Source organism: Pseudoalteromonas sp. SG45-5 (assembly GCF_014164085.1).
In the GTDB taxonomy this organism is placed as follows: domain Bacteria; phylum Pseudomonadota; class Gammaproteobacteria; order Enterobacterales; family Alteromonadaceae; genus Pseudoalteromonas; species Pseudoalteromonas aliena.
In genome coordinates, this window is the sequence record NZ_JACJEM010000052.1 from 1 (window position 1) to 22,620 (window position 22,620).

The following is a 22,620-nucleotide window of genomic DNA, read 5'->3' on the forward strand; positions in this document are numbered from 1 at the left end:
AGATAAAATGACAGAAATGTCATTATTTAAACGTTTACAGCTAAGCGTTTCACCCTGTTCATTAATGATAGCAATAACACTATTATTTGAATGCAAGTCAATTCCACCATATAGTTTCATACTAAAAACCAAAGGGGTCAAATCTTGACTTCATACATCAATGGTCTAGATTTATAGTTTATTGCTCATTGAGTTTATTATTATGTCTAGACCGTTGCGAATAGAGTATGAAAATGCGTTTTATCATGAAAAACCAAAGGGTCAAATCTTGACTTCATACATCAATGGTCTAGATTTATAGTTTATTGCTCATTGAGTTTATTATTATGTCTAGACCGCTGCGAATAGAGTATGAAAATGCATTTTATCATGTGATGAATCGCGGAAGAGGGCGTGAAAACACCTTTTTGAGTGATGACGATTTTAAGCATTTTTTATACTGCATTGAGCAAGCAAGCCTTCGTTTTAATATTGAAGTGCATTCGTATTGCTTAATGACCAATCATTACCACCTACTTATAAAAACTCCTGATGCAAATTTAGGCAGGGCCATGAAACATATTAATGGTCTCTATACGCAATATTTTAATAGAACACACAATACAGACGGTGCACTGTTTAGAGGTCGCTATAAGGCTGTGCTGGTGGATGCTGATAATTACTTACTACATGTTAGCCGTTATATACATCGTAACCCAATAGAAACAAGTACACCGTTAGTAGATGAACTTATTGACTATAAATGGTCTAGCTACTCAGCCTTCATTAAAAAAGCGGCAACGCCGAAATGGTTAGTTCGAGACTTTATATTTTCGCTTCAAGGAAAAAATCGCAAATATGCTGCGTACAAACAGTTTGTTGAATTTGAAAACAATAAAGAGATAAGTGCTTTTTATGGCGCTAAAAAGTTATTTTCGGTGTTGGGCGGCGATGAATTTATTCAGAATGTTAAGGAGTATATTGCAAAATCAGACAACGAAAAAAGCGTTGTTGTTCAGAGGCGTTCAACTGATGATGTTGTTGCGTACTTAGCTAAATATTTTTGTATAGATACACATGATATTGTAACGGTTAAGAAAGGGCGTAGAGAGAAAAACTTACCTCGTATGTTTGCCATAAAGTTATGCCAAGATTTAACAGGGCAAAATTTGAAAGCGTTAGCCGTTGTTTTTAATGTTCAACATTATTCAGCCATATCTCAAACGGTATGCAGGCTAAATAAGTTAATAATTGCAGATGATAAGGTCAACTTACAGTTCGAAAAACTTCGAGATAGTTTGATGTATGCAGTCAAAGTTTAACTCATTTGGTTTTTTGGTCTACCCTCTGGAGGAACAAGTTTACTATGGTGCGGTATTGTTGTTGGAGGAGGTGGCGGGTATTTAGGTGGAAAATATTTCTCAGAAAAAGGAGATAAATTGGGAGGGGCTTTATATGAGAAGATTGAAAAGTGATTATTGATAGCGAACTTTTTGGCTTACTTTTATTTGGGATTGGTATAGGTGTCATTTTTATCATTATTTTACCTTTAGCCTTTTATTTAAAAGGGAAAAAGCTCAGAACAGTTGAAGATATTTTAGAGTCAGGAAACCGCTATTATTCCCTAAATATTTTTATGGCGCTCCATGGTTTACTTCATTATGGCAGTGTATTTTTATTTGATTGGTATGCAAAACGTTATAATTTATTAAGTGATAGAAATAAGGTGCCAGCTCAAGCCTCGATACTATTTAAAGTGTATTTTGTAATTTTTATGCTTTGCGTACTTTTAATGTTTTTATCTACATTATTTTTTGAATAATGACTTTAGGCGATAGAAAAACCAGAGGGGTCACCCATTAGAAAGTTCCGGTCAAGCAGGCTACTGTTTTTGCTTGACCTTTTTATTCAAAAAGCCAAGTGCTCTTATTATTAAACTCAATTTAAATATGGCTACGCACCTAGTAATGGCGTTGAGAGGTTTTTAAACGTGATATTGGAGTTTGGTCGTGGCAAGAAGCCAGTCCTGCCCCTTGCACTTATTATGAAAACCTACGAGACTTTATAAACTGAAATACTTTAAACATGAGGCTGCTCTTATATGCAGCCTCTGATTTGAACTATGTTACATTAAGTAGAACGTTTCTTTAAAAATTTCACTTATGAACTTTGAGTTGCTTATTTCCTACAACATACAAAGTATCTCCATCCCACCCTTGGTAAACTTTAGGGTTTAGGTAATCTATAGCATCACTGTTTTTCGGTAATAGAATCATTTTACCTTTATATGCTACATCCCCCGAGGCGTAATATATTTTTCCATAGTATTCATTTGGTTCTAAACTTTTACTTTTTTCCACTAAAGCAAATACACCTCCATCCAAACCGCCAACCCAAAATGCTTTATCTGGCACTACACTTGGCTTATTAGGTGCTTCAGACTCGCTTTGTTGTATATCGCAACCAGATAGATATATAAGAGCTAATAATAGCCATAGTATTTTTTTCATTTAACCTCTCCTAGACCTTCTATCTTTAAGGTTTTACTTTTCGGAAAGTAATCTAAGTCAATATAATCCTCTCTAAATTCACCTATATATGAATTTGGTCTTGGGTCAATCATCCATGGGGTTTCAAGGCCTGCTTTTTCGACAACCTGTTTGACAAAATGAATACAACTATTTGAGGTTAAGTTATATGGCTTACGTTTGGGATTTGTATTTTGAGATTTTCTTAACTGGGCGTAATCAAGCATAGTCTGATATTTTTTTTCCACTTCGATTAGCACCCCGTGGACTCGCCCAGACTGACCTGACACTCTAGAAATAAAATCAATAGGTTTTATTAACGTATTTATTTCAATTTTTCCGTTAGCTATTTTTACATCAGGAAGGTTGGCGGCTTTTACCACTAGACCAAGGTTATGAGGAGGATCGTATCGACCATATTCGAAATACTTTGTTGTCCCTGTTTTACCATTAATGAACAATACTCCAGCGTGACCGAGGTTTGATATTTTTTCTTTATATTTAGGGATGGTAAAGTTATCCCAGTCAACCCAAGGTAATACATCTACATTTCTTTTTTGAACTTCAACTGAAATTTTATAATCAGGGAAAACTATAGGGATTACTATATCTTTGTGCATGCTTTCTATCCTTTTTAGCTCTAACACTTTTTATGATACGCAATTCGTGTTGCGTATTTGTTTATATTCTACACACTAAATCTTTAAACATGTACCCATTAGTACTAAATTATATTCAAATACTCCTGAGATAAAAATCTATAGGTTATTTCCTCCGAAACTCAACTCTGTAAAGCACAGCAGCCTGCTTAACCGAAACTTTCTAATGGTTGACCCCGCTGGCCATTGCTTGATCATTTTTGAAGCTCAGCAGTTAAAGTAACCACTGCTGGCGCTGAACTAGCTTGCGCGTGTGATTTTCGGTTTGGCTAACTGTTTTTACTCGCCAATTTGAAACTTTCAAACTCTGTACTTACTTTGTCGGGATAAGTCCGCGACCTACATTAAATTTTGATGCATTTATCATTTAAGTTATTTTTCATCTATCGCAACTGGCTCAAGTGTTGTCATTTTTAAATAAACCCTATTTTCAATATCCAACTTATCAACAGGGTATTGGCCCCGAATATTTTCATTATAAAACTTACCCATTGAGGTTGAGTAATACAACTCATCCCATAATAAGATAGGTATATTATAATAACGGTAAACGCTTCCTGATTTGAATTTTAGGTCAAGTATTTTATTGATCGTTGAATAGCCAATGTGTGAAAAAGCACTTGAATTTACTGGGTGTTGTTCAAATAAAGGAAATGGGGTTTGGTTTAACAAAGAAAGCTTGATCCCAGCGTTTATTGCATTTGCAACTGCATTATTTCTGAGATAGCTATCAATTAGCCCATGCCCTGTCGAATCAAATAAAGACTCAGCAGAATAGTTTGAAGGTAAACTACCAAATAAAACCCTCACGGCTCGCATGACCCAGTCTTCATTGAGAGTAAGGTGCGATATAAGATGCGCGTATTCCTCTTCTAAGCTACCGCCTAGAGAGCTAGTAGGTGTTGCTATTGCCGCTAAACTAACCATTGGGTAATCGGAGGCTAAATAGCCGTCGGTGTATTGATAACTAGATATGATTTCTTCAAAAAGAGCGCTTGTGTAAAAGTTACCTTGTGAGTGGCCAATGAGAATAATACGGTTGCAAGAGTGCATTTGAAATTGCAACTTTTGATAGGCATTTGTGTAGTCAGTGTCGTTTAATTTTGAATAAGTGACATCTTTAAATACTTCCTCAATTACAGATTCAACATGGGCTATATCTTCCTGAGAAAGTGAATCAATGGTACCACCAAGTATTGCTGTTATAAGATGATATTTATTTGAAAAAGGAGATAAATCACCATATTTTTGTTGCGCGACTTCATATATTTGCATGTGCATTTCTTCATCTTTGTTGTAGCTGCCTGTTGGCTTTCTACCTTTTTGGTAATTACTTAATTTAGTATCTTGAAAATTATCTAGCCAAAACAAATTTTCACGAAAGTCATCTTCAGTAGTAAACATACCGTTTACGTAAAATAATCTAAGTTGATCAATTTGTTTTGTGCAGTACCTGTCTAGAGGTTGATCATTTGCATAAGTGTAATTAGTTAGACTTAAAGCAAATATTATTAAATATTTAATCATTTTATTGCTTCCTCTAATGCACTGCAGTCTTTATCTGCTGCATAATGAAAATCGTCATCCCAAGGAATATAATCACTTATTTTATTTTGACTTTTACGGTTTGCGTAGGCTCTGTCTATTGTGTTGAAGTACATTAGTTTAGGATTTCTAAAATGTGGATAATTATTTTGGAGCTGCCTTGTGCACATACTAATGTTGATCAGATCTAAAATAATCTGTTTACCAATTTCCGCATCTAAATTTGGCATACGACCTTGTTCAATATCAATAACTAATTGTAACGTTGAGGCAGTGCCTAAACTAAAAGTGATGAGCTGCGGTGAATCAAACTTTTCATATACAAGCCGTTCATAATCATCACGAATACCATTATCATTTTGGTCAATACCGTCTAGCGTTTTATAGTCATCTGGGTGCGCAGGAGGTAAATCTGGTGTTAGGTAAAATAAGTCTTGAATGCGTTGCCAGCTGCTATGGGGTTTGGGTTTATTATTCTTATTCCAATAAAGGGCAAAATAATAGTCGGTATTGTGTTTTACCAAATTGCCACCTCGGTATACCTTGTTTGCTTGCCACTTTTTTATCACTGTATCTTGTACCCAAATCCAGCCATCCCAGTGGGGTTGATTTTCTATTGGTTCAATCCCTTTAACCCAAAAGGCAGCAATAAATAGGCTGTTGTTGTGAGTGACTACATCACCAGCTACGTATATTGAACCGGCCTCCCATGGCTGATGATTTGGCTCAATGTCTGCTAAGTTAGTATTTGCGGATTGCTGAGGTAGTTGAAAAATATTGGCAGCGTAAGTTTGTGAGTAAAACAATATGCCAACGATAATTATGAGCTTAATCATATCAAATTCCTTTTAATTGAAGTTCCATTACTTTTTAAATCAAGCTCAGTTTTTTGGTAATTGCAAGGTGAAGGATTGAATTTTTCAAAATTATTACAGAGTGATTAGGGCGTGATGGTGGAAGGGAGTTAAACGTGGAATTGGTAATTGGCAAAAAATAAGATTTGCACTCTGAATTTGATCACATTACTGCAAATATTTACCAAAGGGCTTTACGGTGTTTATCAACAAGATGAACAGGTTATTATTAGTTATTTAAGAATGGGTTGGAAGGTTACTACGTATTTTTATTGGTGATTGCTGAGCAAAAAAATAAGCAGCTGCTCCAAGGAGAGTATCAAAAGCTCAGTAACCGATTGCCGTTAGGTAAGCTCGAACTTATTTTTACTTGTATTACTGATCCAAATACTGATTTATCAACAATCGAGGCAAACTCCCGCAGCACAATAATGAATTTTAGTTAAAAGAACACGATGCGATCGTTAATGCCTGATTTATTCGTCAGGCCCTTTGAGCGTAAAAACTAAATGTTTGCGCATGTCTTTTAAAATCACGCCTTTTTTTAACATTGCTCCGCTTAGGCGCTTTTGCCACTTTAATAACTCAGGCTCTGCCGCAGCTAACACTTGCTCACTCTCAAATTGAAAGCACATTAGCAAAGAGCCTGGAAATAAGTGGTATTGAACGTCAAACCAACATTGCAGCATACCAGGAAGTTCAGCACGACCTTGTTCTTCTAGTTTATCGGCAATATTAAGCACAAGAGTTTGCTGTTTTATTTGCACTGCAGAGAGTTTTTTCATGTTTAATCCAAGTTAGCGGCTAAAAAATGCAGCCGGAATGCGGGCATTATACGCAAGCTTGTAGGCAGGCAACAACTCTCAGCCAAGTATTGAATAGAATTTATTATACGTATGCCTTGCTGGTACGCTTTAGAATGCAGGTTCACTCTTTTAAATAAGCAACGAAGATAAGTTTTTTGTGCTAATTAACCATTTTTGAGAGGTGATTCAATACTGTATATTGACTCTCTCCGATTGCAAGACAATTTGAATCGTTTAAAGTAGGCACTAAGGCACTAAGGCACTAAGGCACTAAGGCGCTTAGTTTGTTGGCTATTGACTATTTAAACACGCAAAAAAATAGTTTAAACGACCACGTTACGCTATTAGCTTAACGTGGTATTGCTGTTTTATTTAAAAGGTTCCATCATGTTTGTAGCACTGTTCAACGTTGAAAATCACTTTCAAGAATTAAAAACCTAACCGAATATACAAATGAACTGGCGAGCAGTTTTTCTGTAAGATTAAAAATAATGAATCGATATTGTCGGTCTTATATCTCGATTCAATCTTCATAAGCATTAAGGATTTAAACAATGGAAATTACTGGAAGCTGTTACTGTGGTGAAATTAAATACCAAGCAAAGTCTCAAAATAATAATGTACTTGTTTGCCATTGTAGCGATTGCCAGCGTATGTCGAGTGGCCCATTTAGAGCTGTTATAATTGCAGAGCCAAACTCAGTAGTATTTACCCAAGGTGAGCCAAAAGAGTTTGTTAAAACAGCACAAAGTGGTAATAAACGTGCGCAAGGTTTTTGCGGCAACTGCGGTACAACACTTTATGCTACAAACGCAGCAAAACAAGATCGAGTGTATGGCCTGCGCATTGGCGCAGTTGACCAACGTGATGAGTTTAAACCGTCTGCACAAATTTGGTCTCAATCAACGCTAAGTTGGTTGAACGACTTACACAAAATACCAGCTTTTGAAACTACGCCATAAAAATAAATTTTGTAGAAAGTCAGTTTTTCTGAAATTTTATTAGTTAAACAGCTGTCTATTTTATTAGTTAAACAGCTGTCTATTTTAGTAGTTAACCTGAGCTCTGGTTAAGAGCTTTACTATCCAGAGTTCAGGTTAGTTACAACAGAGGAAATATTATGTGTAGTTCACCAAAAAGCAGCCGTGCAGTAAATAAAACAGCAATAAATTTTAATAATGAATTAACGCAAGAGCAGCGCCTACGGTTTGCTGCAAAAGCTAACTTAGCACAAGAGCGCCGTGAACAACGCGAAGCTACTAACAAACGCTATGAGCAAAAGCACCTTAGCAATAAGTCGTCACATGGTTTATTTTCGTGGCTACAGCAACTTGTTAGCTGATTTGGCTAAAGTGGTATTTTTACCACTGCCCAAACCGCACAATGCACACAATACACCTGCAATAGCACACAGCCACAATGGCATGTTCCAATTTCCTGTTGCCGTATGCAATGCTCCAGCAAGCATTGGCCCAATAGCGGCAAGTAAATACCCCACACTTTGCGACATACCCGAAAGCGACGCTGCTTGTTGAGAATCATCGCTCCGTAAACTAATAAACGATAGCCCCAATATAAAACACGCTCCAGAGCAAAAGCCCAACATTAGGGTCCAAACAAAGGCAAAGTTAGGCATGTAAAGTAGCCCCAATGCACTAAGTGCACTCAACATGGCTAAAATAAAGCTAAGCGCGCTTTGATCTTTTAATTTGGAAAGTAGCGGAATTAGTATTAACCCTGGTAATGCTGTCGCTATTTGAAAAGCACCGTGATAAGCACCTGCTTGCGTTGCGGAATGGCCAGCGTCGGTCAATATACTTGGAAGCCACGTGATTATTATGTAATTTAAAAATGAGTTTAAACCCAGTAACAAGGTGATTTTCCAAGCAAGTAAATTGCGCCATACATTTATTGAAGAGTTTGATGGCTGCGTAACACTTGCAGGTTTTGTGTGTTTGTTTAATTGCGACATCCATACTATTAAACTCGCCAAAGTAATAATGCCTGATGAGCCTAGCGCAAGCTGCCATCCTAATCCGTTTAATTGACTTAGCGGAAACACTAAAGTAGAAAAACCACCCGATACAGCGCCCATAGTCAGCACGTAAGCGGAGGTCATTAATGCAACTTTTGCAGGAAAGTCACGCTTAATTAGGCTTGGTAATAACACGTTTGCTATGGCAATCCCTACACCAATAATAGCGGTACCCACAAATAGCATTGCTGAGGTATTTATTAGCCGGGCTGCAACGCCTGTAAGTATAAATAACAAGGCCGCAAACAAAGTACGCTCTAATCCTTGTTTTTTAGCAAGGCTTGCTGCCATTGGCGATACAACTGCAAAGGCAATTAAAGGCAGTGTTGTTAAAAAGCCCGCTTGCGATGCGCTGAGCCCAAAGTGATTAATGATTTGTTCAAGCACAGGTGCAATACCTGTAAATGTCGCGCGTAAATTTGCGGCAATAAGCAATATGCCAAGCACAAGTAATATGCCAGTAATGCGTGATTTCGGGATGTTATTTAACAAAAGGGAAGACCATTAAAGCTAATACTTAATGGGCGCTAGTATAAAGACTTAGCAAAAACTATAATTTAGATATTATGACATTAAATAACTAAAAACAGACAAAACTATGTTTGAACCCATTGGTTGGGACGAAATTAAAAATTTTGAAACAATGGCGCAGTCCATAATAGCTAAAATAGAGCATGCCCATGCAAGTCACGAAATACCATTGCACACCCATCCTAAAGGGCAATTAATTTTAGCACTGCATGGCTATGTAACCTGTGAAGTGTCAGCAAAAATGTGGATGGTGCCTACGCACAGTGCAATTTGGATCCCTGCACAAAAGGTGCATAGTAATAGGGCGTCTGATAACGCGCAGCTTTGTCACTTATTTATTGATAGTAGTAAAAACGGTATGCCGCTAAATACCTGTACGTTAGCCATTACGCCGCTGGTTAAAGAGCTAATATGCGAGTTGGCTGGGCATAATCAGCACTATGCTTTAAATAGTAAAACAGCACGTTTAGCGCAGGTGTTATTTGATCAACTTATTGAAATGCCCGTACAACTACTCGATTTTGTATTATCTAAAAACGAGGTAATTCAAACTATGAGCGATCAGTTAATAAACATGCCAAATAATCGAAAAACACTACCACAATGGGCTAAGCAGTTTGCATTAACTGAGCGCACATTAGCGCGGTTAATTAAAAAAGAAACCGGTATGACATTTGGAAAATGGCGTACGCAATTGCATATAATTACAGCCTTAAAAGCGCTTTCTGATAAGCAAAGTGTACAGCAGGTGTCGGAGTTATTAGGGTATGAGTCGGTGAGTGCATTTATTACTATGTTTAAAAAGGTGATGAAAAAGTCGCCCATGAAATACATGAGCGATTTAAATCAGTTAAATTAACGCCTTACCACGTATAAGTTGCCGAAAGCATTGCGGTACGTGGTTTGCCAGGAAAGTACCTGTCGCCGGTAAAGCTGGTGTAATCGGCGCGCTCTGTATAAGCCTCATTGGTTAAGTTAATTACGCGAGCAAGCACTTCAAGGTTATTAGTAACTTGCCACTGTGCGCGCAGGCTCAAAACATCATGCCCTTGGTATTTATTTATGTTTTCTGGATCGGTGTAATAGTTACCAACGCGATGCCACTGCAAAGCTAATTGCGCGTTGTTTAATGCCTGCCATGTTAAATCGAGATTAGCAATATTACGTGGCGCGGTGTCTATGTCGTTGCCGTGTATATTTAAACCGTTAAGTACTTGGTTGTTAGTATAAGTATGCTTTGCGTAAGTACCAGCAAAGTTAAGCGCAAGCGTTTTTGTGAGCTGGTAGTCAAGTTCAAGCTCAATACCGCGATGGCGAGAGCTGCCATTATTTACTGTAAAAAAGTCACTATCGCGGTAGATTGTGTTGTGTTTACTCATAGCGTAAACCGACAGGCCATAACGTAGTTTTTCGTAAACCCCTTTCATACCTAGTTCTGCATTGTTGGCTATTTCGGCATTTAAATTTGCTGTTGTTTGCTTGCGTTGTAATTGGTATAACTCAGCGGCTTGTGGCGCTCGGTAACCGCGCGAAAAGTTTGCATAAAGCGTGTTATTTGTATTGTACTGATAGCTAACCCCAAGCTTTGGCGATAAATTACTAAAGCTATTTTTAGCACTCGCTGGGCGGCTGTATCGGCAACCACCAAAGCCGCATTCTGTGCCATCGTCTTTTGTTCTACCTGCTAGCATATTATTGGTGTAGTCGTACTGCATATGCTCGTAGCGCACACCTGCGGTAAGTAACCACTTATTTAATTGCCAATCAATAGATGCAAAAGGGGCATAAAGCGTGGCGTTTACACCATAATCGTAATGCTTACCTTGTGGCACTGTAGCAACTAAAAATGCAGAGCCTTGAGTGGGTTCATTTTGGCTTTGAGTAAAGTCGGCTTGCGTGTATTCGCCATCAAACCCTAGGTTTACTTTTACATTACTTTGTAAATTATATTGATAAAGCGATTGAACGCCAAAGCCGGTTTGGCTGTTTTTTTCAAGCGGTGTGCCGGGCAAAAAGTGCTTAAAAAAGTCCATACTTTGCTCGCGAAAATATAACGTAGTAGAGAGCACATCATCGTTATTTAATTGCCATGTTGCATTGCTCCATGCTCTAAATGCACGTGCTTTTCTAAATGCGTCTGGGTCAAAGTTTTTTTGCGCGAGGTCTTCGTTTTTATAGCTTTCAAAGCCCGTAATAAATCCCGCAGTTTGCTGATCTAGGTTTGTGTAAGTAAGCCCAGAAGTCAGTAATAAATTATTATTTGAATAGCGATGGCGAATATTTACTTTTTGTTGCTCTACGCTTTCGTCATCGCGGTAACCGCTATCGTCGGTAACACTTGCGTTAATGCCTATACCACTGTTGCCGTAATCTTGTCCTGCACGTAATTTGTAGCGAGTATAACCGTACGAGCCATAATCTAAACCAACTAAACCACCGCCTTGAGTAGTGTCGGGCGTTATTACATTAATAACACCATGCACAGCATTTGAGCCATAAAGTGCAGAGCCAGGGCCTTTTAATACTTCAATGCGCTGCGCCATTTCGCTATGCGCTTCAAATAGCTCGTTTATATTGCAAAACCCAGCGGCTCTAAGTGGTATACCATCCTCTAGGGTTAATATGCCACCACATGCGCCAGCGCCCGAAAGTACTTGTGAACGTAGTGCGGGTAAATACTCTTGACCATTTCCGCGTTGAATATTAGCACCCGCTACACGTTGCAGGGCTTCTTCAATATGGGTAGGCGCTATGCTATTTAACTGCGCTTCACTGAGTGTACTTATTGATAAAGGGAGCGGGGTAGATAGTGCTTCAATACGTGATGCAGTGGTTGTTATGGTTTCTATTGCATCATTATTTTGATTATCGGCAAATGCAGTGTAGCTAAAGGGTAATAACAGTGGCAAAAAATAAGGTTTCATACATTCCTTGAAGACAAAATATAGTGCATTGGTTTTATATTATGTGGTTTTGATGTGTATTTAAAGTTGTTACGTTAAAGCACACGTAGCCTATAGATTTTATATGTAACTGAGAGCAGTAAGCATGCTGCTGCTGGAAATAACAACGCAAGCATTAAAAAGTAATTAAATAAAATATAACCTACAATCCCACCGAGTAAAAAGCCGCTAATAATGAGTAAAAAGATAACACATTTGCGGGTATCAAATTGCTCTCCTTTTAATGCTCTGCCAATCATTAAACCAAGATCTGTAAAAATACCGGTTAAGTGTGTGGTGCGTATAACTGCACCACTGTAATTAGTGGCCAATGCATTTTGTAGCCCGCACGCAGCGGAGGCTAAAACAATACCGTAAGTGAATGTATTTTGAAGTAAGTAAGCGCTAATTAGTAACAACAGCGCTTCAATAAAAAGTAAGGTGTCGTAATGGCGGCCTAATTTTAATGAACCACCTGAGAGTAAAAACCCGGAAAGTGCCGACCCCAGCATAAAGCTAATTATTACACCCAGCAGTAATAGTGCTGTTACTTTACTCGTTATTGCTTTAATACCGAGTAAAGTAACAGATCCCGATACGTGCGAAATAGCTTGATGTTCAAAACCTAATAACCCCACAGCGTTCACAATGCCCGCTATAAATGCGAGCGTAAACGCGCCATATTCAACCCATTTTGGTAATTTTGTAAACATTAGTTATGCCGTAGTGAGGGAGTTTTTTAATCTAGTTAATTGCTTTTATACACTTGAGTTTTAAAGCGCTTTATTTGCTCATCAACTAACTTTGTATCAATTATGCCACGCTTAAAGGCAATATAAACAGGGAGCGAAAATTCATTAAGTTGGCGAGCATAAATATTATTGTATTCTTTTGAATACCATAATCCCGCTTGGTAGTTAGTAATAACGTATTCAACACGTTTTTTTTCAAGTAGCTTAAAGCTTGCTTTGGTTGAGAGTGATTGAATTAAGCTATTACCCTTTATATTGTATTGCGAAGCAATAGTACAGGGTAGGGGAACGCCGCGAAGCATAGCAACGGTGGAGTTTGATAAATCATTAGTGAGCAGTTTGTCGTTATTTAAAGCAAATAAACCAAATTGAGTGATATGCAGTGGTTCACTTGTAAAGTCTAAGTATTTTGCGCGCTCTTTGTTATTAGCCAACGAAAAATAGCAATCGTAGTAACCTAGTTTCATCTCTTTTTTAACACGTGCCCAAGGCAAGTGAACAATCTCAATGTGCAGGTTTAAATTACGCTCAATAAAGGTTAAGTATTCAATATCTAAACCAGTAAATGTATCGCTATTTTCATCGTATATTGTAAAAGGTGGGTAATGAGTTGTTACGCAGCGTAATTTTTTTTGAGGTGCAGCAGATAGTAACGAAGAAAAAATTAAAACCATAAAAAGCAACATTGTGCGCATAAATGCTAATCCGATATTTTTTGTAAGTATATACCTTGGCTGTTTATTATACAGCCTAATTGGAATGTTTGTATTGATCTAAGTATTTTTGCTAAGCGTATAAATAAAATTTTGTGGGATAGACCATGTTTAACGTAGAGCAACAATCACGCATTATAGAAATGGCGTGGGAAGACAGAACTCCTTTTGAAGCAATAGAGCAATTGTATGGATTAAAATACTCACAATTAGTTGTTTTTATGCGAGAACATATATCAAAAGGCAGCTTTAAGGTTTGGCGAAAACGTCATGCTGGTCGTAAAACAAAACATTTAAAACTTCGCGATCCTGCTATTATGCGCAGTCACTGTAAAACACAATATAAACAACGTTGATTTGCTCTAATCCAAAGGGTTACAATTTCATTCGTTGTTCATGATCGTTTGTTAAGTTGGGGTACTAAATCCCTGCTGTTTCAATCGTGAAGTTAACCCATAAGGACATTTAAATGCTCATTGCGCTGGCTATTATCATCGCTTTTTTTTTACTAGTTACTTTGTTACCTATGTCTTACAGCCAGCATTACTTAGTGCGTAGCTGCGATTTTGTGCGCTTACAAGTGTTTTATATTGCCAGTTTAGTTACTGTTACCTCACTATTTTTATTATGGCAAAGCAGCGCAATAGGTTATGTATTTATAGCCTTAACTTCATTACTTATAATGATTTTACAAGGTAAATGGATTTACCCGTATACGTGGCTTGCTAAAAAAGAAGTGCAAAGTGCGCCTAAGCACATCGACCACAGCATAAGAATTATGTCGGCAAATGTACTTATGTCGAACCATAAAAGTGAGCAGTTAATTAGCCTTGTTGATGAGCATCAACCCGACCTACTTATTACGCTTGAGAGTGATAGCTGGTGGGAAAATAAATTATCAGTCATTAAAAAAAATTACCCGTATTACATAGAATGCCCTAAAGATAATCGTTACGGCATGCACTTATACAGCAAGTTTAAAATACTCGATGCACAAATATGTGAGCTTATAGAAGAAGATATTCCCTCAATTCATATTTTGTTTGAAAACGATGAAGGCCTACAAATGCAAGGGCACTTTATTCACCCCGCACCACCAAGCCCAACCGAAGAAGATTCATCACGTCCGCGCGACTCAGAGCTAATAATGGTGGCTAAAGCACTTAAAAACCCAACACGACCTACCATAGTTGCCGGAGATTTAAACGACGTAGCATGGTCGCGTAGCACCCGTTTGTTTATGCAGATAAGTGGCTTGTTAGATCCTCGAAAAGGCCGTGGTTTTTATAACACCTTTCATGCAAGTTACTTTTTTATGCGTTGGCCGCTCGATCACTTATTTCACAGCGAAGGTTTTAAAGTAAAACGTATTAAGCGCTTAGCTAAGTATGGCTCAGATCACTTTGCGCTACTGACTGAGCTTTCTTACGAAAACGCTAATCAGCAATCATTAGAAACTAAATCGGCGCAGCACAAGCAAGAAGAAATTCAAGAGCTTGCTATGAATAAGGCAGATAAGCGAAAGGTGCCGAGATTTGAGGAAGAGTTATAGCTATTAGGCAGTGTAGGTCGGATAAGCGAAGCGCCATCCGACACAGTAAAATACATTGCCAATTATAATCAATATTTAATGTTGTCACGTGGCTGAAGGGTGCCAATTGCGAACCTTCAAGGTGTAAATCTAAAACTCTGTTGGGTGGCGCCTTCGGCTTAACCAACCTACCTTTTGACATAGGTCGGATAAGTGGCGAAGCCACGCCATCCGACAAAAATGATGAATTGGCTAGTAACAACGCGACTTACCGCGTTTATGTTGTCGAGTGGCTAGAAAGTGCCAACAGCAGACATTGACATTACTTTTCAAAAACCTCTGGATTGGACTGCTAAGCCACCTGAGCGGTCATTCAGGTTCTTTCTGAGCATGACCTAAAAATGTGAGAAGCAGAAGGTCTCCAAGTTTTACCTCTATGGCTCTAAAGAAGGTATAACAATAACTTAAAGTTATACGAAAGATATGTATAATAATTTGAGTAATAAAAATAAATGGAATTAAATTTAATGAAAGCCGTACATTACTTTTCTTTTTTCGCATGTCTTTACTTCCTTTTTCAAACAAGTGCATTTGCAAAAGCTGACGTAAATATACAGATCAACAAATCAGTGGAAACATTATCGCTTATATACACTACTGGCACCCCTGCACAAAAAATTGCCTTCGTTAATAGCCCAAATGACTCACGTACCAAAAGGTGGAAACCTGTTAATAATGAATTTGAGGTTGTTTATGAAAAACATCAAGAGTTTATTCAACGAATAGATGGTAAAGCCTTTAATCATGTGCAACTTAGCTTAACACCAACTTATAAGCATTTGCCTAAATCTTACGCACCTATAGCACCATTTTCAGACGGAGGTGTTCTAATTCATACGGGCCGTTTATTTGCATGCATCGACCTATGCTCGGATGATGATAATGGTTGGAAAATCAAAATAGAAGTAGAAGGAAATGCCCATTTTATTGCCAATGGAAAAGTTAACTATCAATCCGAAAACTGGCTTGGGTATGATGATGGACAATACGTTTATATAGGACAACAAAAGCCTATAGATGAGCCAACGTTTTTAGCCATGATTGATCAAGGGTTGCCTGAAAAAATGAAGATGGAACTTAGCCAATCACTACCAAAAACAATGACGTTCTTTGAATCACATTTAGGAGAAAATAGTAGTAGTGTTAAACCGATGCTATTTGCCTCATATTCAAATAAAAAGGGGAAAGATATTCAAGGAGGTGTTCTGCCTAATCAAGTGTTTATCCATTGGGATATGGATAACTTGGACGAAAAATTAAAAGAAAAAAACTTTATTAATAGAACTTTATGGATGTTTGCACATGAAGCTTCACATTTTTATCAAGATAGCGCTTCATTAGTAAGCGATAAATCTGAAAGCTGGATACATGAAGGTAATGCAGAATGGTTATCCGCTATAGCCTTGCGGGAATTTTATCCCGAAATTATTGAGCTATTCATTAGTAAAAAGTTAAACCAAGCAAAGTCAGATTGTGCCAATGCTTTAACGAAATATTCATTAGAAGATGCAGCTAGGAAGGGTAATTACCGATCGTATTATCAATGTGGGATCATTATTCACTCTCTAATAGATAAAAAAACTCGCGAATTATCAAAAGGAAAACAATCTATTTTTAATGTTTGGAATGATTTTAAAGAACAAGGAAAAAACAAAGGTAAAACGGGTGCAGTAGGTTTTTGGGCTGTGACTGAAAAATATATTTCTAGTGATATGCTACAAGGGCTAAAAAACTTAACTACGGATAAGTTAGCAGACCCTGAAAATTACATTAACCAATTAGAATCGTTATAAATGAGCGTTCGTTGCTCATTTATTTGAGTCAATCAAATGGCAGCTTTGAGCTTGAAACAGCCTACCGCAAAGACAAAGACTGACGGTCCGCTTCTCGCTCATTTCTGTCTTTCAAGTTTCAGCTTCCACATATCAATAGTTAGCTCTGGGTTTAATCGTACTTGGTCTCGCTCTGTTTAAGCATTATATTTGTGATGTTTTCTGTAATAGTGCTCACTATGTTTATGTCTTTAAATACACGGTTTAACTGGTTTGTAAGCGCAATTTAAAATAGCGATAAAAGTAGTGTGCTTACGTTTTTATTAAATAAGCTAAATTGTGAAGTGAGTTTTTAAATTATTAAAATTTAATGAAGTAGCATTGGTTAGTTTGTAACTTTTTATTTTGAAGGATATTTAATTTTTAAAAGCGCGATGTAAAATCGCCCCTACGAATATATCCAAAATTCGGTACTATCTCCTACTAAAAGCTCGGTACTGTCTCTTACTAAAAACTAAGTACTGCCTCCTGAAAACTACTTTCTAAAAGCAATCTTCTAAAAGTTATAAAAAAAAGCCTAAAAGTGGTTACCCACTTTTAGGCTTAGTAATTTTTGTGTTTTAAACACATATTAAGAATCTGTATTTAAAACACTTGTTTCATTTATGCAGCTAAATTAGCTGGCGATCATAATGCTTTTAACATTGACAAATTCGCGCATACCAAAACCGCCGTGTTCTCTGCCGTAGCCACTGCCTTTAACGCCACCAAATGGTAGGTTAGGTTGTGCTAAACCGTAGCCGTTAATGTTGATCATGCCGGTGTCGAAGTACTTTTTAGCAAGCTCAATGGCTTTTTTCTCATCTTTTGAGAAAATACCACCGCCTAAACCGTAGCGAGAATCGTTGGCGATGCGCATAGCATCGTCGTTATCTTTCGCTTTAATAAGCGAAGCGACAGGGCCAAATAATTCGTCGTCGTAGGCCGGCATGCCAGGTGATAGGTTATCAAGTAGCGTTGGTGGGTAGTAGTAACCTGTTTGCGATGGTATTTCGCCACCCGTTACTATGTTTGCACCTGCTTTAACTGATTCCATTACTTGGTCGTGAATGCCGTCGCGTAAATCTTCACGAGCCATTGGGCCTAAGTCTGTGCCATCTGCCATTGGGTCGCCCATTTTCATGGCTTCGAACTGCTCTTTAATTTGTGCTTTAAAGTCATCGTAAAGTGACTCAACAACAACATAACGTTTAGCTGAAACACACGTTTCGCCGTTATTGATCATGCGACCTGTTACACAGGTTTTAACTGCAAGCTCTAAATCGGCGTCATCAAGTACTAAGTAAGCGTCGTTGCTGCCCAGTTCTAACACTGTTTTTTTAGCGTGTTTACCCGCTTCTTCAGCTACTTTTTTACCTGTGGCATCACTACCCGTAAAGGTTACGCCGCTAATTGCTTTGTGCGCAATGAGTGAGCTGGCAGTTTTACCGTCGATGAGTAAGTTGCTGAAACAGTACTCTGGGAAACCAGCTTGTTTAAATAGCGCTTCAATTTTTTCAGCCATGCCAAATACGTTACCAGCATGCTTTAATACGGTTGTGTTACCCGCCATAATGTTAGCGGCACTGTAACGAATTACCTGATAAAGCGGGAAGTTCCACGGTTGAATACCCAGCAGAACGCCCGTTGGTTGGTAACTAATAATTGCACGACCGCCATCCATCTCGCGATCTTCGTCGGCAAGTACTTGTGGGCCTTGTTCGGCTGTGTAACGACAAATGCCAGCGCATAGTTCAACCTCTTGAAAGCCTTGCTCGTATACTTTACCCATTTCTTCGGTCATGAGTTTTGCGATCGCTTCTTTTTGTTCTTCAAAAAGTGATGCTAAGTTATTTAAATATTTTGCACGTTCAGCGAATGACGTTAAACGCCATTTTAAATATGTTTCGTGAGATTTTTCGATTACCTGCTCCGCTTCTTTTTGAGAAAGTAGCGTATAGGTTTCAATGGTTTGCTCAGTTGCCGGATTAATCGTTTTAACTGTGTTACTCATTTTTATCTCCTTACTAATTATGTATAGGGAGTAATGCAAAACGAACGCCAGCTGTCTAAATATATAAAAATAACTTTAACTTATTGTTATTTATTGTTTTTTAATTTTTATTTATAAAGGTGCTTATTTTTTATGTAATGTATTTATGGTATGTTTTGTAAATAGTGCAAGTTGCAGAAAAAGTTACATAGGGAATAAAAATGATACGAACACTTTTTGATATTTCCACTGCGCTAATACAGGCGCCAATGGCTGGTGTGCAAGATGCAGTATTAGCGGCCAGTGTCTGTGAGGCTGGTGGATTGGGCTCTTTACCGTGCGCAATGCTCTCTAAAACACAGCTTATAGAGCAGCTAGAGTTACTTAGTCGTTCAACTAGTAAGCCTTATAATCTTAACTTTTTTTGCCATTCAACCTTGCAATACACCAAGCTGCAAAAACAACAATGGCATTTAACATTGGCCCCTTATTTTAATGAATACGCCATTGCTGAAAGTAGCTTAGCGGACGAAGCTTCTCGACAGCCTATAAATCAAAGTATTATCGATATTATTGCGCCTTATAAACCGGCCGTGGTGAGTTTTCATTTTGGTTTACCTGCGCCGTTTTTGCTTGAACAAATTAAAAGCTGGGGGGCAAGCGTTATTTCTACTGCAACAACCATTGAAGAGGCAAAATGGCTTGTCGATAATGGTGCTGATGCTGTTATAGCTCAGGGTTTAGAGGCGGGTGGGCACCGAGGCCATTTTTTATCTATGGATTTAAGTTTGCATAAAAGTACCGCTGAGCTAGTGCAAGAATGTGTTGCTCAATTGGTTGTGCCTGTTATTGCTGCTGGTGGTATTGCAACTGAGGATGATGTAGCGCATATGCAAGCGCTGGGAGCCGCAGGCGTGCAAGTAGGCAGTGCTTATTTATTATGTAACGAGGCAAATACGTCAGCGATTCATCGCAATGCTATTTTATCCCAGCAGAAAGACAATACAGCGCTCACTACATTATTTTCAGGGCGTGCAGCCCGAGGTATTTGTAATCGTGCAATGAAAGAGCTTGGTTCAATGCCTTTTCATGTGCCGCCATTTCCTTATGCGAGTATTGCAATAACGGCATTGAGAAGCAGAGCAGAAGCATTGGGCGATAGTGGCTTTTCGCCGTTGTGGTGTGGTCAAAAATACATCCCAAGGGAGCACATGAGCGCAGCTCAAATAACACAAACATTAATGCAAAAGTGGTTGGTTTAAATGCGTAGCTGTAAATAGTTGAACTGATGTTAGCTACGCAGGGCAATAGATGTATAAGTAATTAAAAAAGTTGTTTAGCAATTTTTTTGAGTAAATAGGTTTCACGGAGGATAGATAACCCTTGTTTCTCGCTGTTAGCTAACGTGCGCTCATTATGTGCAATCGCATCGTTAATATTTACCCATTTAGCGGTCATACCATTTTGCTGTTCGTAATGCTCTAATTGAGCTTTACCAAATTCATCGGCAATATTGCATACATAGCAATATGATTTTATATGAATAATATCAAAGTCCTCTTTATACCAAGGGCGATACTCTTCATAGAGTCCAAAAGCTTTAACTACACTTATTTGTTGTGCACCGGTTTCCTCGCTTAGTTCGCGGATCAAACCTTGCTCAATGCTTTCGCCTTCATCCACCCCACCGCCAGGTAAGCTGTAGTCTTCATAACGATTGGTGTACATTAATAAGATTTTATTATTTTTAATAACAATGGCGCGCGCGGTCAAGCGAACAAAAGTAGTTCCTTGATCAATATTAATACCGGAATGAATTAGGGTTTTTAATTGCTTCATTTTGTATCCCATTTTTTTGAGCTCTGATTAACCTAAACTCTGGTTAAGATATTTACTAACATATTGAACCATAATGAAATTATAATTTATTTTTCTAGCCAGAGGTTTTCGGTGAAAACAAGGCGAATTTACGCGTCAATAGCGATCTTGTTGCAAGTGAATTCAACGCAGCTCGCATTAAAAGTAGCTGCTTGAGATAGATTTATTATCCGCAGTTCAGGTTAATTATATCAGCTGTTTCACTCAAGCACGTTGTTGAAGTTGCAAGTAATAGAAATTAATGTGATCGTTTTTTTTCAGCATACGTAAATCTCTAGTTGGTAAAATAAGACGTTAACCCATTTAGTTTATTTAGATGAAAGCGCTTTTAAGCACACCTTCCTTTAAATTGGGTGTAAGGGTGCGTAGAATGATAAAAAAGAATAGGGATTTATCATGTTAAATATACTTTTAGTAGACGATGACGTCGAGTTTAGTGATGTTGTTTGCCATATCGTCGAATTTCTCGGCCATAATATAAACACCGCGACCAGTTTAAAAGAAGCGCATCAGTGGTTTGAAAATAATACCTTTGATCATGTTCTTCTTGATTTTATGTTACCTGACGGCAGCGGTTTACATCTTCTTGATCATTTAAAAATGATTGGACAGTCTCCAAAAATTACACTTATATCAGGGCACCCTTCAGTTAAAGGTATTTTAGCTGAAATGTGCGAGCCTAATGTTGGGCATTTATTAAAACCATTACAGAGAGAAGACTTAGAGCTGGTTTTAAATGGTCCTAAAAAAGCAGTTAAAAAAGCCAAGTCGAGCGGTATTACTCGTCATTTTGGTGGGCTGATTGGCGAATCAGAAGCAATGCAAAAACTTTACAACATGATTGAACGTGTAGCTAAAACAAATGCGAACGTAATGCTTATGGGTGAAAGTGGTGCCGGTAAAGAAGTGGTTGCGCAAGCTATTCATAACGCAAGCCAATGTGAAGGGCCATTAGTTGCAAGTAACTGTGGTGCGCTTTCAAAAGAATTAATTGGTAGTGAATTATTTGGCCATGAAAAAGGGGCTTTTACGGGAGCAATCGCACGCAAAGAGGGTGTTTTTGAGCAATCAAATAACGGAACTTTATTTTTGGATGAAGTAACCGAAATGCCAATTGATATGCAACCAAATTTACTGCGAGTACTTGAAACTAAAAAAGTAACGCGTGTGGGCGGTAACCGAGAAATACCGACCAACTGTCGTGTTATTTCGGCGACTAACCGCACGCTTAGCGATTTAGCGCACAACAATGTTATTCGTGAAGATATTTATTTTAGGCTGGCTGTTTTTCCTATTGATATACCGCCACTGCGCGATCGCAAAGAAGACATTCCGCTTTTAGCTAAAGCATTTTTAGAACAATTAAATGATGAGAATGGCACTGCGTTTAGCTGGACAGCGCAACAGCTAAAAGAGCTACAAAGCTATGAATGGCCTGGTAATGTACGTGAGCTTCGCCATGCAATTCATCGTGCCTTTATTATGAGTGATCCGCAAACCAGTGATATTACGCTGCCTGACAATTTAGAATCACCTTTTTCACGTGTTAATAATCAAGCAGCAGAAAAGCAGGTGTCGGCAGGGCAAACAATTGAAGAAGTTGAAAAAGAGCTGATTCATGCAACGCTCGATAAGGTGCAAGGCAATAAAACGCTTGCGGCACAAATGTTAGGTATTAGCACTAAAACACTTTATAACCGCCTTAATGCTTACGGTGGGATTGGTGAGTACAAGTAACTTAGATTTTGGTTAAACAAAAGGAAATATTATCGTGACTGAAGAAAGTAAGCAAAGCACAGCGCTTAATAAACTTGTTCATGATGCAAGAGCTCCGTTGAATAGAATTTCAATGAACGCGGAGCTAATAAAATTAGTGTTAGAAAACGATATGCCCAAACAAAAGGCGATTGAAGCCTTAGATAAAATAATTTTGAACTGCCAGCAATGCAGTGAGAGTTTGCAAAATATTACTGATCATAATAACGATCAACAAATTTAACTCA

At 38.1% G+C, this 22,620-nt stretch carries 22 protein-coding genes; 11 read left to right on the top strand and 11 right to left on the bottom strand.

Annotation, left to right across the window (positions count from 1 at the left end; genetic code table 11):
• Nucleotides 1–326 precede the first annotated feature (326 nt).
• Nucleotides 327–1,301 carry a transposase gene (locus H5119_RS15785; protein WP_182702900.1) on the top strand — a complete coding sequence of 325 codons (975 nt, stop codon included), beginning with the start codon at nt 327–329 and terminating at the stop codon, nt 1,299–1,301.
• Between the two features lie 149 nt (nt 1,302–1,450).
• Entirely contained in the window at nt 1,451–1,801 is a 351-nt protein-coding gene (locus H5119_RS15790; RefSeq protein WP_252371777.1) for a hypothetical protein, read from the top strand.
• A gap of 334 nt (nt 1,802–2,135) precedes the next feature.
• Here the strand turns inward: H5119_RS15790 and H5119_RS15795 are convergent, their stop codons facing one another.
• The 5 genes from H5119_RS15795 to H5119_RS15815 all read right to left on the bottom strand — a co-directional run bounded on the left by H5119_RS15795 (nt 2,136) and on the right by H5119_RS15815 (nt 6,350).
• Nucleotides 2,136–2,489: a lipoprotein gene (locus H5119_RS15795; protein ID WP_182702901.1), complete on the bottom strand. Its 354-nt coding sequence runs from the start codon at nt 2,487–2,489 to the stop codon at nt 2,136–2,138.
• Entirely contained in the window at nt 2,486–3,127 is a 642-nt protein-coding gene (locus H5119_RS15800) for a hypothetical protein (protein WP_182702902.1), read from the bottom strand. The genes H5119_RS15795 and H5119_RS15800 overlap by 4 nt, the downstream gene beginning before the upstream one ends.
• Before the next feature lie 411 nt (nt 3,128–3,538).
• Nucleotides 3,539–4,693, bottom strand: a complete 1,155-nt coding sequence (locus H5119_RS15805; protein ID WP_182702903.1) for a KTSC domain-containing protein — start codon at nt 4,691–4,693, stop codon at nt 3,539–3,541.
• The gene (locus H5119_RS15810) at nt 4,690–5,547 is read right to left on the bottom strand and encodes a chitodextrinase (protein WP_182702904.1); all 858 of its coding nucleotides are present in this window, start codon (nt 5,545–5,547) and stop codon (nt 4,690–4,692) included. The genes H5119_RS15805 and H5119_RS15810 overlap by 4 nt, the downstream gene beginning before the upstream one ends.
• Before the next feature lie 494 nt (nt 5,548–6,041).
• Complete coding sequence (locus tag H5119_RS15815) at nt 6,042–6,350, bottom strand: hypothetical protein (RefSeq protein WP_182702905.1); 309 nt, start codon at nt 6,348–6,350, stop codon at nt 6,042–6,044.
• Between the two features lie 575 nt (nt 6,351–6,925).
• Here H5119_RS15815 and H5119_RS15820 point away from each other — a divergent pair.
• Nucleotides 6,926–7,333 carry a GFA family protein gene (locus H5119_RS15820; RefSeq protein ID WP_182702906.1) on the top strand — a complete coding sequence of 136 codons (408 nt, stop codon included), beginning with the start codon at nt 6,926–6,928 and terminating at the stop codon, nt 7,331–7,333.
• 158 nt (nt 7,334–7,491) lie between these two features.
• Entirely contained in the window at nt 7,492–7,713 is a 222-nt protein-coding gene (locus H5119_RS15825; RefSeq protein WP_182702907.1) for a hypothetical protein, read from the top strand.
• Here H5119_RS15825 and H5119_RS15830 read toward each other — a convergent pair.
• On the bottom strand, nt 7,693–8,898 hold the full coding sequence (locus H5119_RS15830; RefSeq protein ID WP_182702908.1) for an MFS transporter: 1,206 nt from the start codon (nt 8,896–8,898) through the stop codon (nt 7,693–7,695). The two genes, H5119_RS15825 and H5119_RS15830, sit on opposite strands and share 21 nt — an antisense overlap.
• 106 nt (nt 8,899–9,004) lie before the next feature.
• Here H5119_RS15830 and H5119_RS15835 point away from each other — a divergent pair, with 106 nt between their 5' ends.
• Nucleotides 9,005–9,796 carry a helix-turn-helix domain-containing protein gene (locus tag H5119_RS15835; protein ID WP_182702909.1) on the top strand — a complete coding sequence of 264 codons (792 nt, stop codon included), beginning with the start codon at nt 9,005–9,007 and terminating at the stop codon, nt 9,794–9,796.
• A gap of 4 nt (nt 9,797–9,800) precedes the next feature.
• Here the strand turns inward: H5119_RS15835 and H5119_RS15840 are convergent, their stop codons facing one another.
• The 3 genes from H5119_RS15840 to H5119_RS15850 form a co-directional block, all read right to left on the bottom strand.
• Nucleotides 9,801–11,861, bottom strand: a complete 2,061-nt coding sequence (locus H5119_RS15840) for a TonB-dependent receptor (RefSeq protein ID WP_182702910.1) — start codon at nt 11,859–11,861, stop codon at nt 9,801–9,803.
• 74 nt (nt 11,862–11,935) lie between these two features.
• Nucleotides 11,936–12,592: a YoaK family protein gene (locus H5119_RS15845; RefSeq protein ID WP_182702911.1), complete on the bottom strand. Its 657-nt coding sequence runs from the start codon at nt 12,590–12,592 to the stop codon at nt 11,936–11,938.
• Nucleotides 12,593–12,627: 35 nt separating this feature from the next.
• Nucleotides 12,628–13,326, bottom strand: coding sequence for an ABC transporter substrate-binding protein (locus tag H5119_RS15850; RefSeq protein WP_182702912.1), 699 nt, complete (start codon nt 13,324–13,326; stop codon nt 12,628–12,630).
• Nucleotides 13,327–13,451: 125 nt separating this feature from the next.
• Between H5119_RS15850 and H5119_RS15855 the strand changes: the two genes are divergently transcribed.
• The 3 genes from H5119_RS15855 (at nt 13,452) to H5119_RS15865 (ending at nt 16,728) form a co-directional block, all read left to right on the top strand.
• Complete coding sequence (locus H5119_RS15855) at nt 13,452–13,700, top strand: TIGR03643 family protein (RefSeq protein ID WP_182702913.1); 249 nt, start codon at nt 13,452–13,454, stop codon at nt 13,698–13,700.
• Nucleotides 13,701–13,813: 113 nt separating this feature from the next.
• Entirely contained in the window at nt 13,814–14,896 is a 1,083-nt protein-coding gene (locus tag H5119_RS15860) for an endonuclease/exonuclease/phosphatase family protein (RefSeq protein WP_182702914.1), read from the top strand.
• 491 nt (nt 14,897–15,387) lie between these two features.
• Nucleotides 15,388–16,728, top strand: a complete 1,341-nt coding sequence (locus tag H5119_RS15865) for a hypothetical protein (protein WP_182702915.1) — start codon at nt 15,388–15,390, stop codon at nt 16,726–16,728.
• A 655-nt stretch (nt 16,729–17,383) separates the two neighbouring features.
• Here the strand turns inward: H5119_RS15865 and H5119_RS15870 are convergent.
• Nucleotides 17,384–18,760 carry an NAD-dependent succinate-semialdehyde dehydrogenase gene (locus H5119_RS15870; protein WP_182702916.1) on the bottom strand — a complete coding sequence of 459 codons (1,377 nt, stop codon included), beginning with the start codon at nt 18,758–18,760 and terminating at the stop codon, nt 17,384–17,386.
• A 200-nt stretch (nt 18,761–18,960) separates the two neighbouring features.
• Here H5119_RS15870 and H5119_RS15875 point away from each other — a divergent pair, with 200 nt between their 5' ends.
• Nucleotides 18,961–20,001 carry a nitronate monooxygenase family protein gene (locus tag H5119_RS15875; RefSeq protein WP_182702917.1) on the top strand — a complete coding sequence of 347 codons (1,041 nt, stop codon included), beginning with the start codon at nt 18,961–18,963 and terminating at the stop codon, nt 19,999–20,001.
• A 61-nt stretch (nt 20,002–20,062) separates the two neighbouring features.
• Here the strand turns inward: H5119_RS15875 and H5119_RS15880 are convergent, their stop codons facing one another.
• Nucleotides 20,063–20,578, bottom strand: a complete 516-nt coding sequence (locus tag H5119_RS15880; RefSeq protein ID WP_182702918.1) for an NUDIX hydrolase — start codon at nt 20,576–20,578, stop codon at nt 20,063–20,065.
• Nucleotides 20,579–21,013: 435 nt separating this feature from the next.
• Between H5119_RS15880 and H5119_RS15885 the strand changes: the two genes are divergently transcribed.
• Together H5119_RS15885 and H5119_RS15890 are read left to right on the top strand one after the other, a co-directional pair.
• Complete coding sequence (locus tag H5119_RS15885) at nt 21,014–22,354, top strand: sigma-54 dependent transcriptional regulator (protein ID WP_077535918.1); 1,341 nt, start codon at nt 21,014–21,016, stop codon at nt 22,352–22,354.
• A 34-nt stretch (nt 22,355–22,388) separates the two neighbouring features.
• The gene (locus H5119_RS15890; protein WP_077535917.1) at nt 22,389–22,616 is read left to right on the top strand and encodes a histidine kinase; all 228 of its coding nucleotides are present in this window, start codon (nt 22,389–22,391) and stop codon (nt 22,614–22,616) included.
• Nucleotides 22,617–22,620: the final 4 nt, after the last annotated feature.

Coding starts and splice junctions, on each gene's coding strand:
- H5119_RS15785 (WP_182702900.1), top strand. CDS start 327: ATGTCTAGACCGCTGCGAATAGAGTATGAAAATGCATTTTATCATGTG.
- H5119_RS15795 (WP_182702901.1), bottom strand. CDS start 2,489: ATGAAAAAAATACTATGGCTATTATTAGCTCTTATATATCTATCTGGT.
- H5119_RS15800 (WP_182702902.1), bottom strand. CDS start 3,127: ATGCACAAAGATATAGTAATCCCTATAGTTTTCCCTGATTATAAAATT.
- H5119_RS15805 (WP_182702903.1), bottom strand. CDS start 4,693: ATGATTAAATATTTAATAATATTTGCTTTAAGTCTAACTAATTACACT.
- H5119_RS15810 (WP_182702904.1), bottom strand. CDS start 5,547: ATGATTAAGCTCATAATTATCGTTGGCATATTGTTTTACTCACAAACT.
- H5119_RS15815 (WP_182702905.1), bottom strand. CDS start 6,350: ATGAAAAAACTCTCTGCAGTGCAAATAAAACAGCAAACTCTTGTGCTT.
- H5119_RS15820 (WP_182702906.1), top strand. CDS start 6,926: ATGGAAATTACTGGAAGCTGTTACTGTGGTGAAATTAAATACCAAGCA.
- H5119_RS15825 (WP_182702907.1), top strand. CDS start 7,492: ATGTGTAGTTCACCAAAAAGCAGCCGTGCAGTAAATAAAACAGCAATA.
- H5119_RS15835 (WP_182702909.1), top strand. CDS start 9,005: ATGTTTGAACCCATTGGTTGGGACGAAATTAAAAATTTTGAAACAATG.
- H5119_RS15840 (WP_182702910.1), bottom strand. CDS start 11,861: ATGAAACCTTATTTTTTGCCACTGTTATTACCCTTTAGCTACACTGCA.
- H5119_RS15845 (WP_182702911.1), bottom strand. CDS start 12,592: ATGTTTACAAAATTACCAAAATGGGTTGAATATGGCGCGTTTACGCTC.
- H5119_RS15850 (WP_182702912.1), bottom strand. CDS start 13,326: ATGCGCACAATGTTGCTTTTTATGGTTTTAATTTTTTCTTCGTTACTA.
- H5119_RS15855 (WP_182702913.1), top strand. CDS start 13,452: ATGTTTAACGTAGAGCAACAATCACGCATTATAGAAATGGCGTGGGAA.
- H5119_RS15860 (WP_182702914.1), top strand. CDS start 13,814: ATGCTCATTGCGCTGGCTATTATCATCGCTTTTTTTTTACTAGTTACT.
- H5119_RS15865 (WP_182702915.1), top strand. CDS start 15,388: ATGGAATTAAATTTAATGAAAGCCGTACATTACTTTTCTTTTTTCGCA.
- H5119_RS15870 (WP_182702916.1), bottom strand. CDS start 18,760: ATGAGTAACACAGTTAAAACGATTAATCCGGCAACTGAGCAAACCATT.
- H5119_RS15875 (WP_182702917.1), top strand. CDS start 18,961: ATGATACGAACACTTTTTGATATTTCCACTGCGCTAATACAGGCGCCA.
- H5119_RS15880 (WP_182702918.1), bottom strand. CDS start 20,578: ATGAAGCAATTAAAAACCCTAATTCATTCCGGTATTAATATTGATCAA.
- H5119_RS15885 (WP_077535918.1), top strand. CDS start 21,014: ATGTTAAATATACTTTTAGTAGACGATGACGTCGAGTTTAGTGATGTT.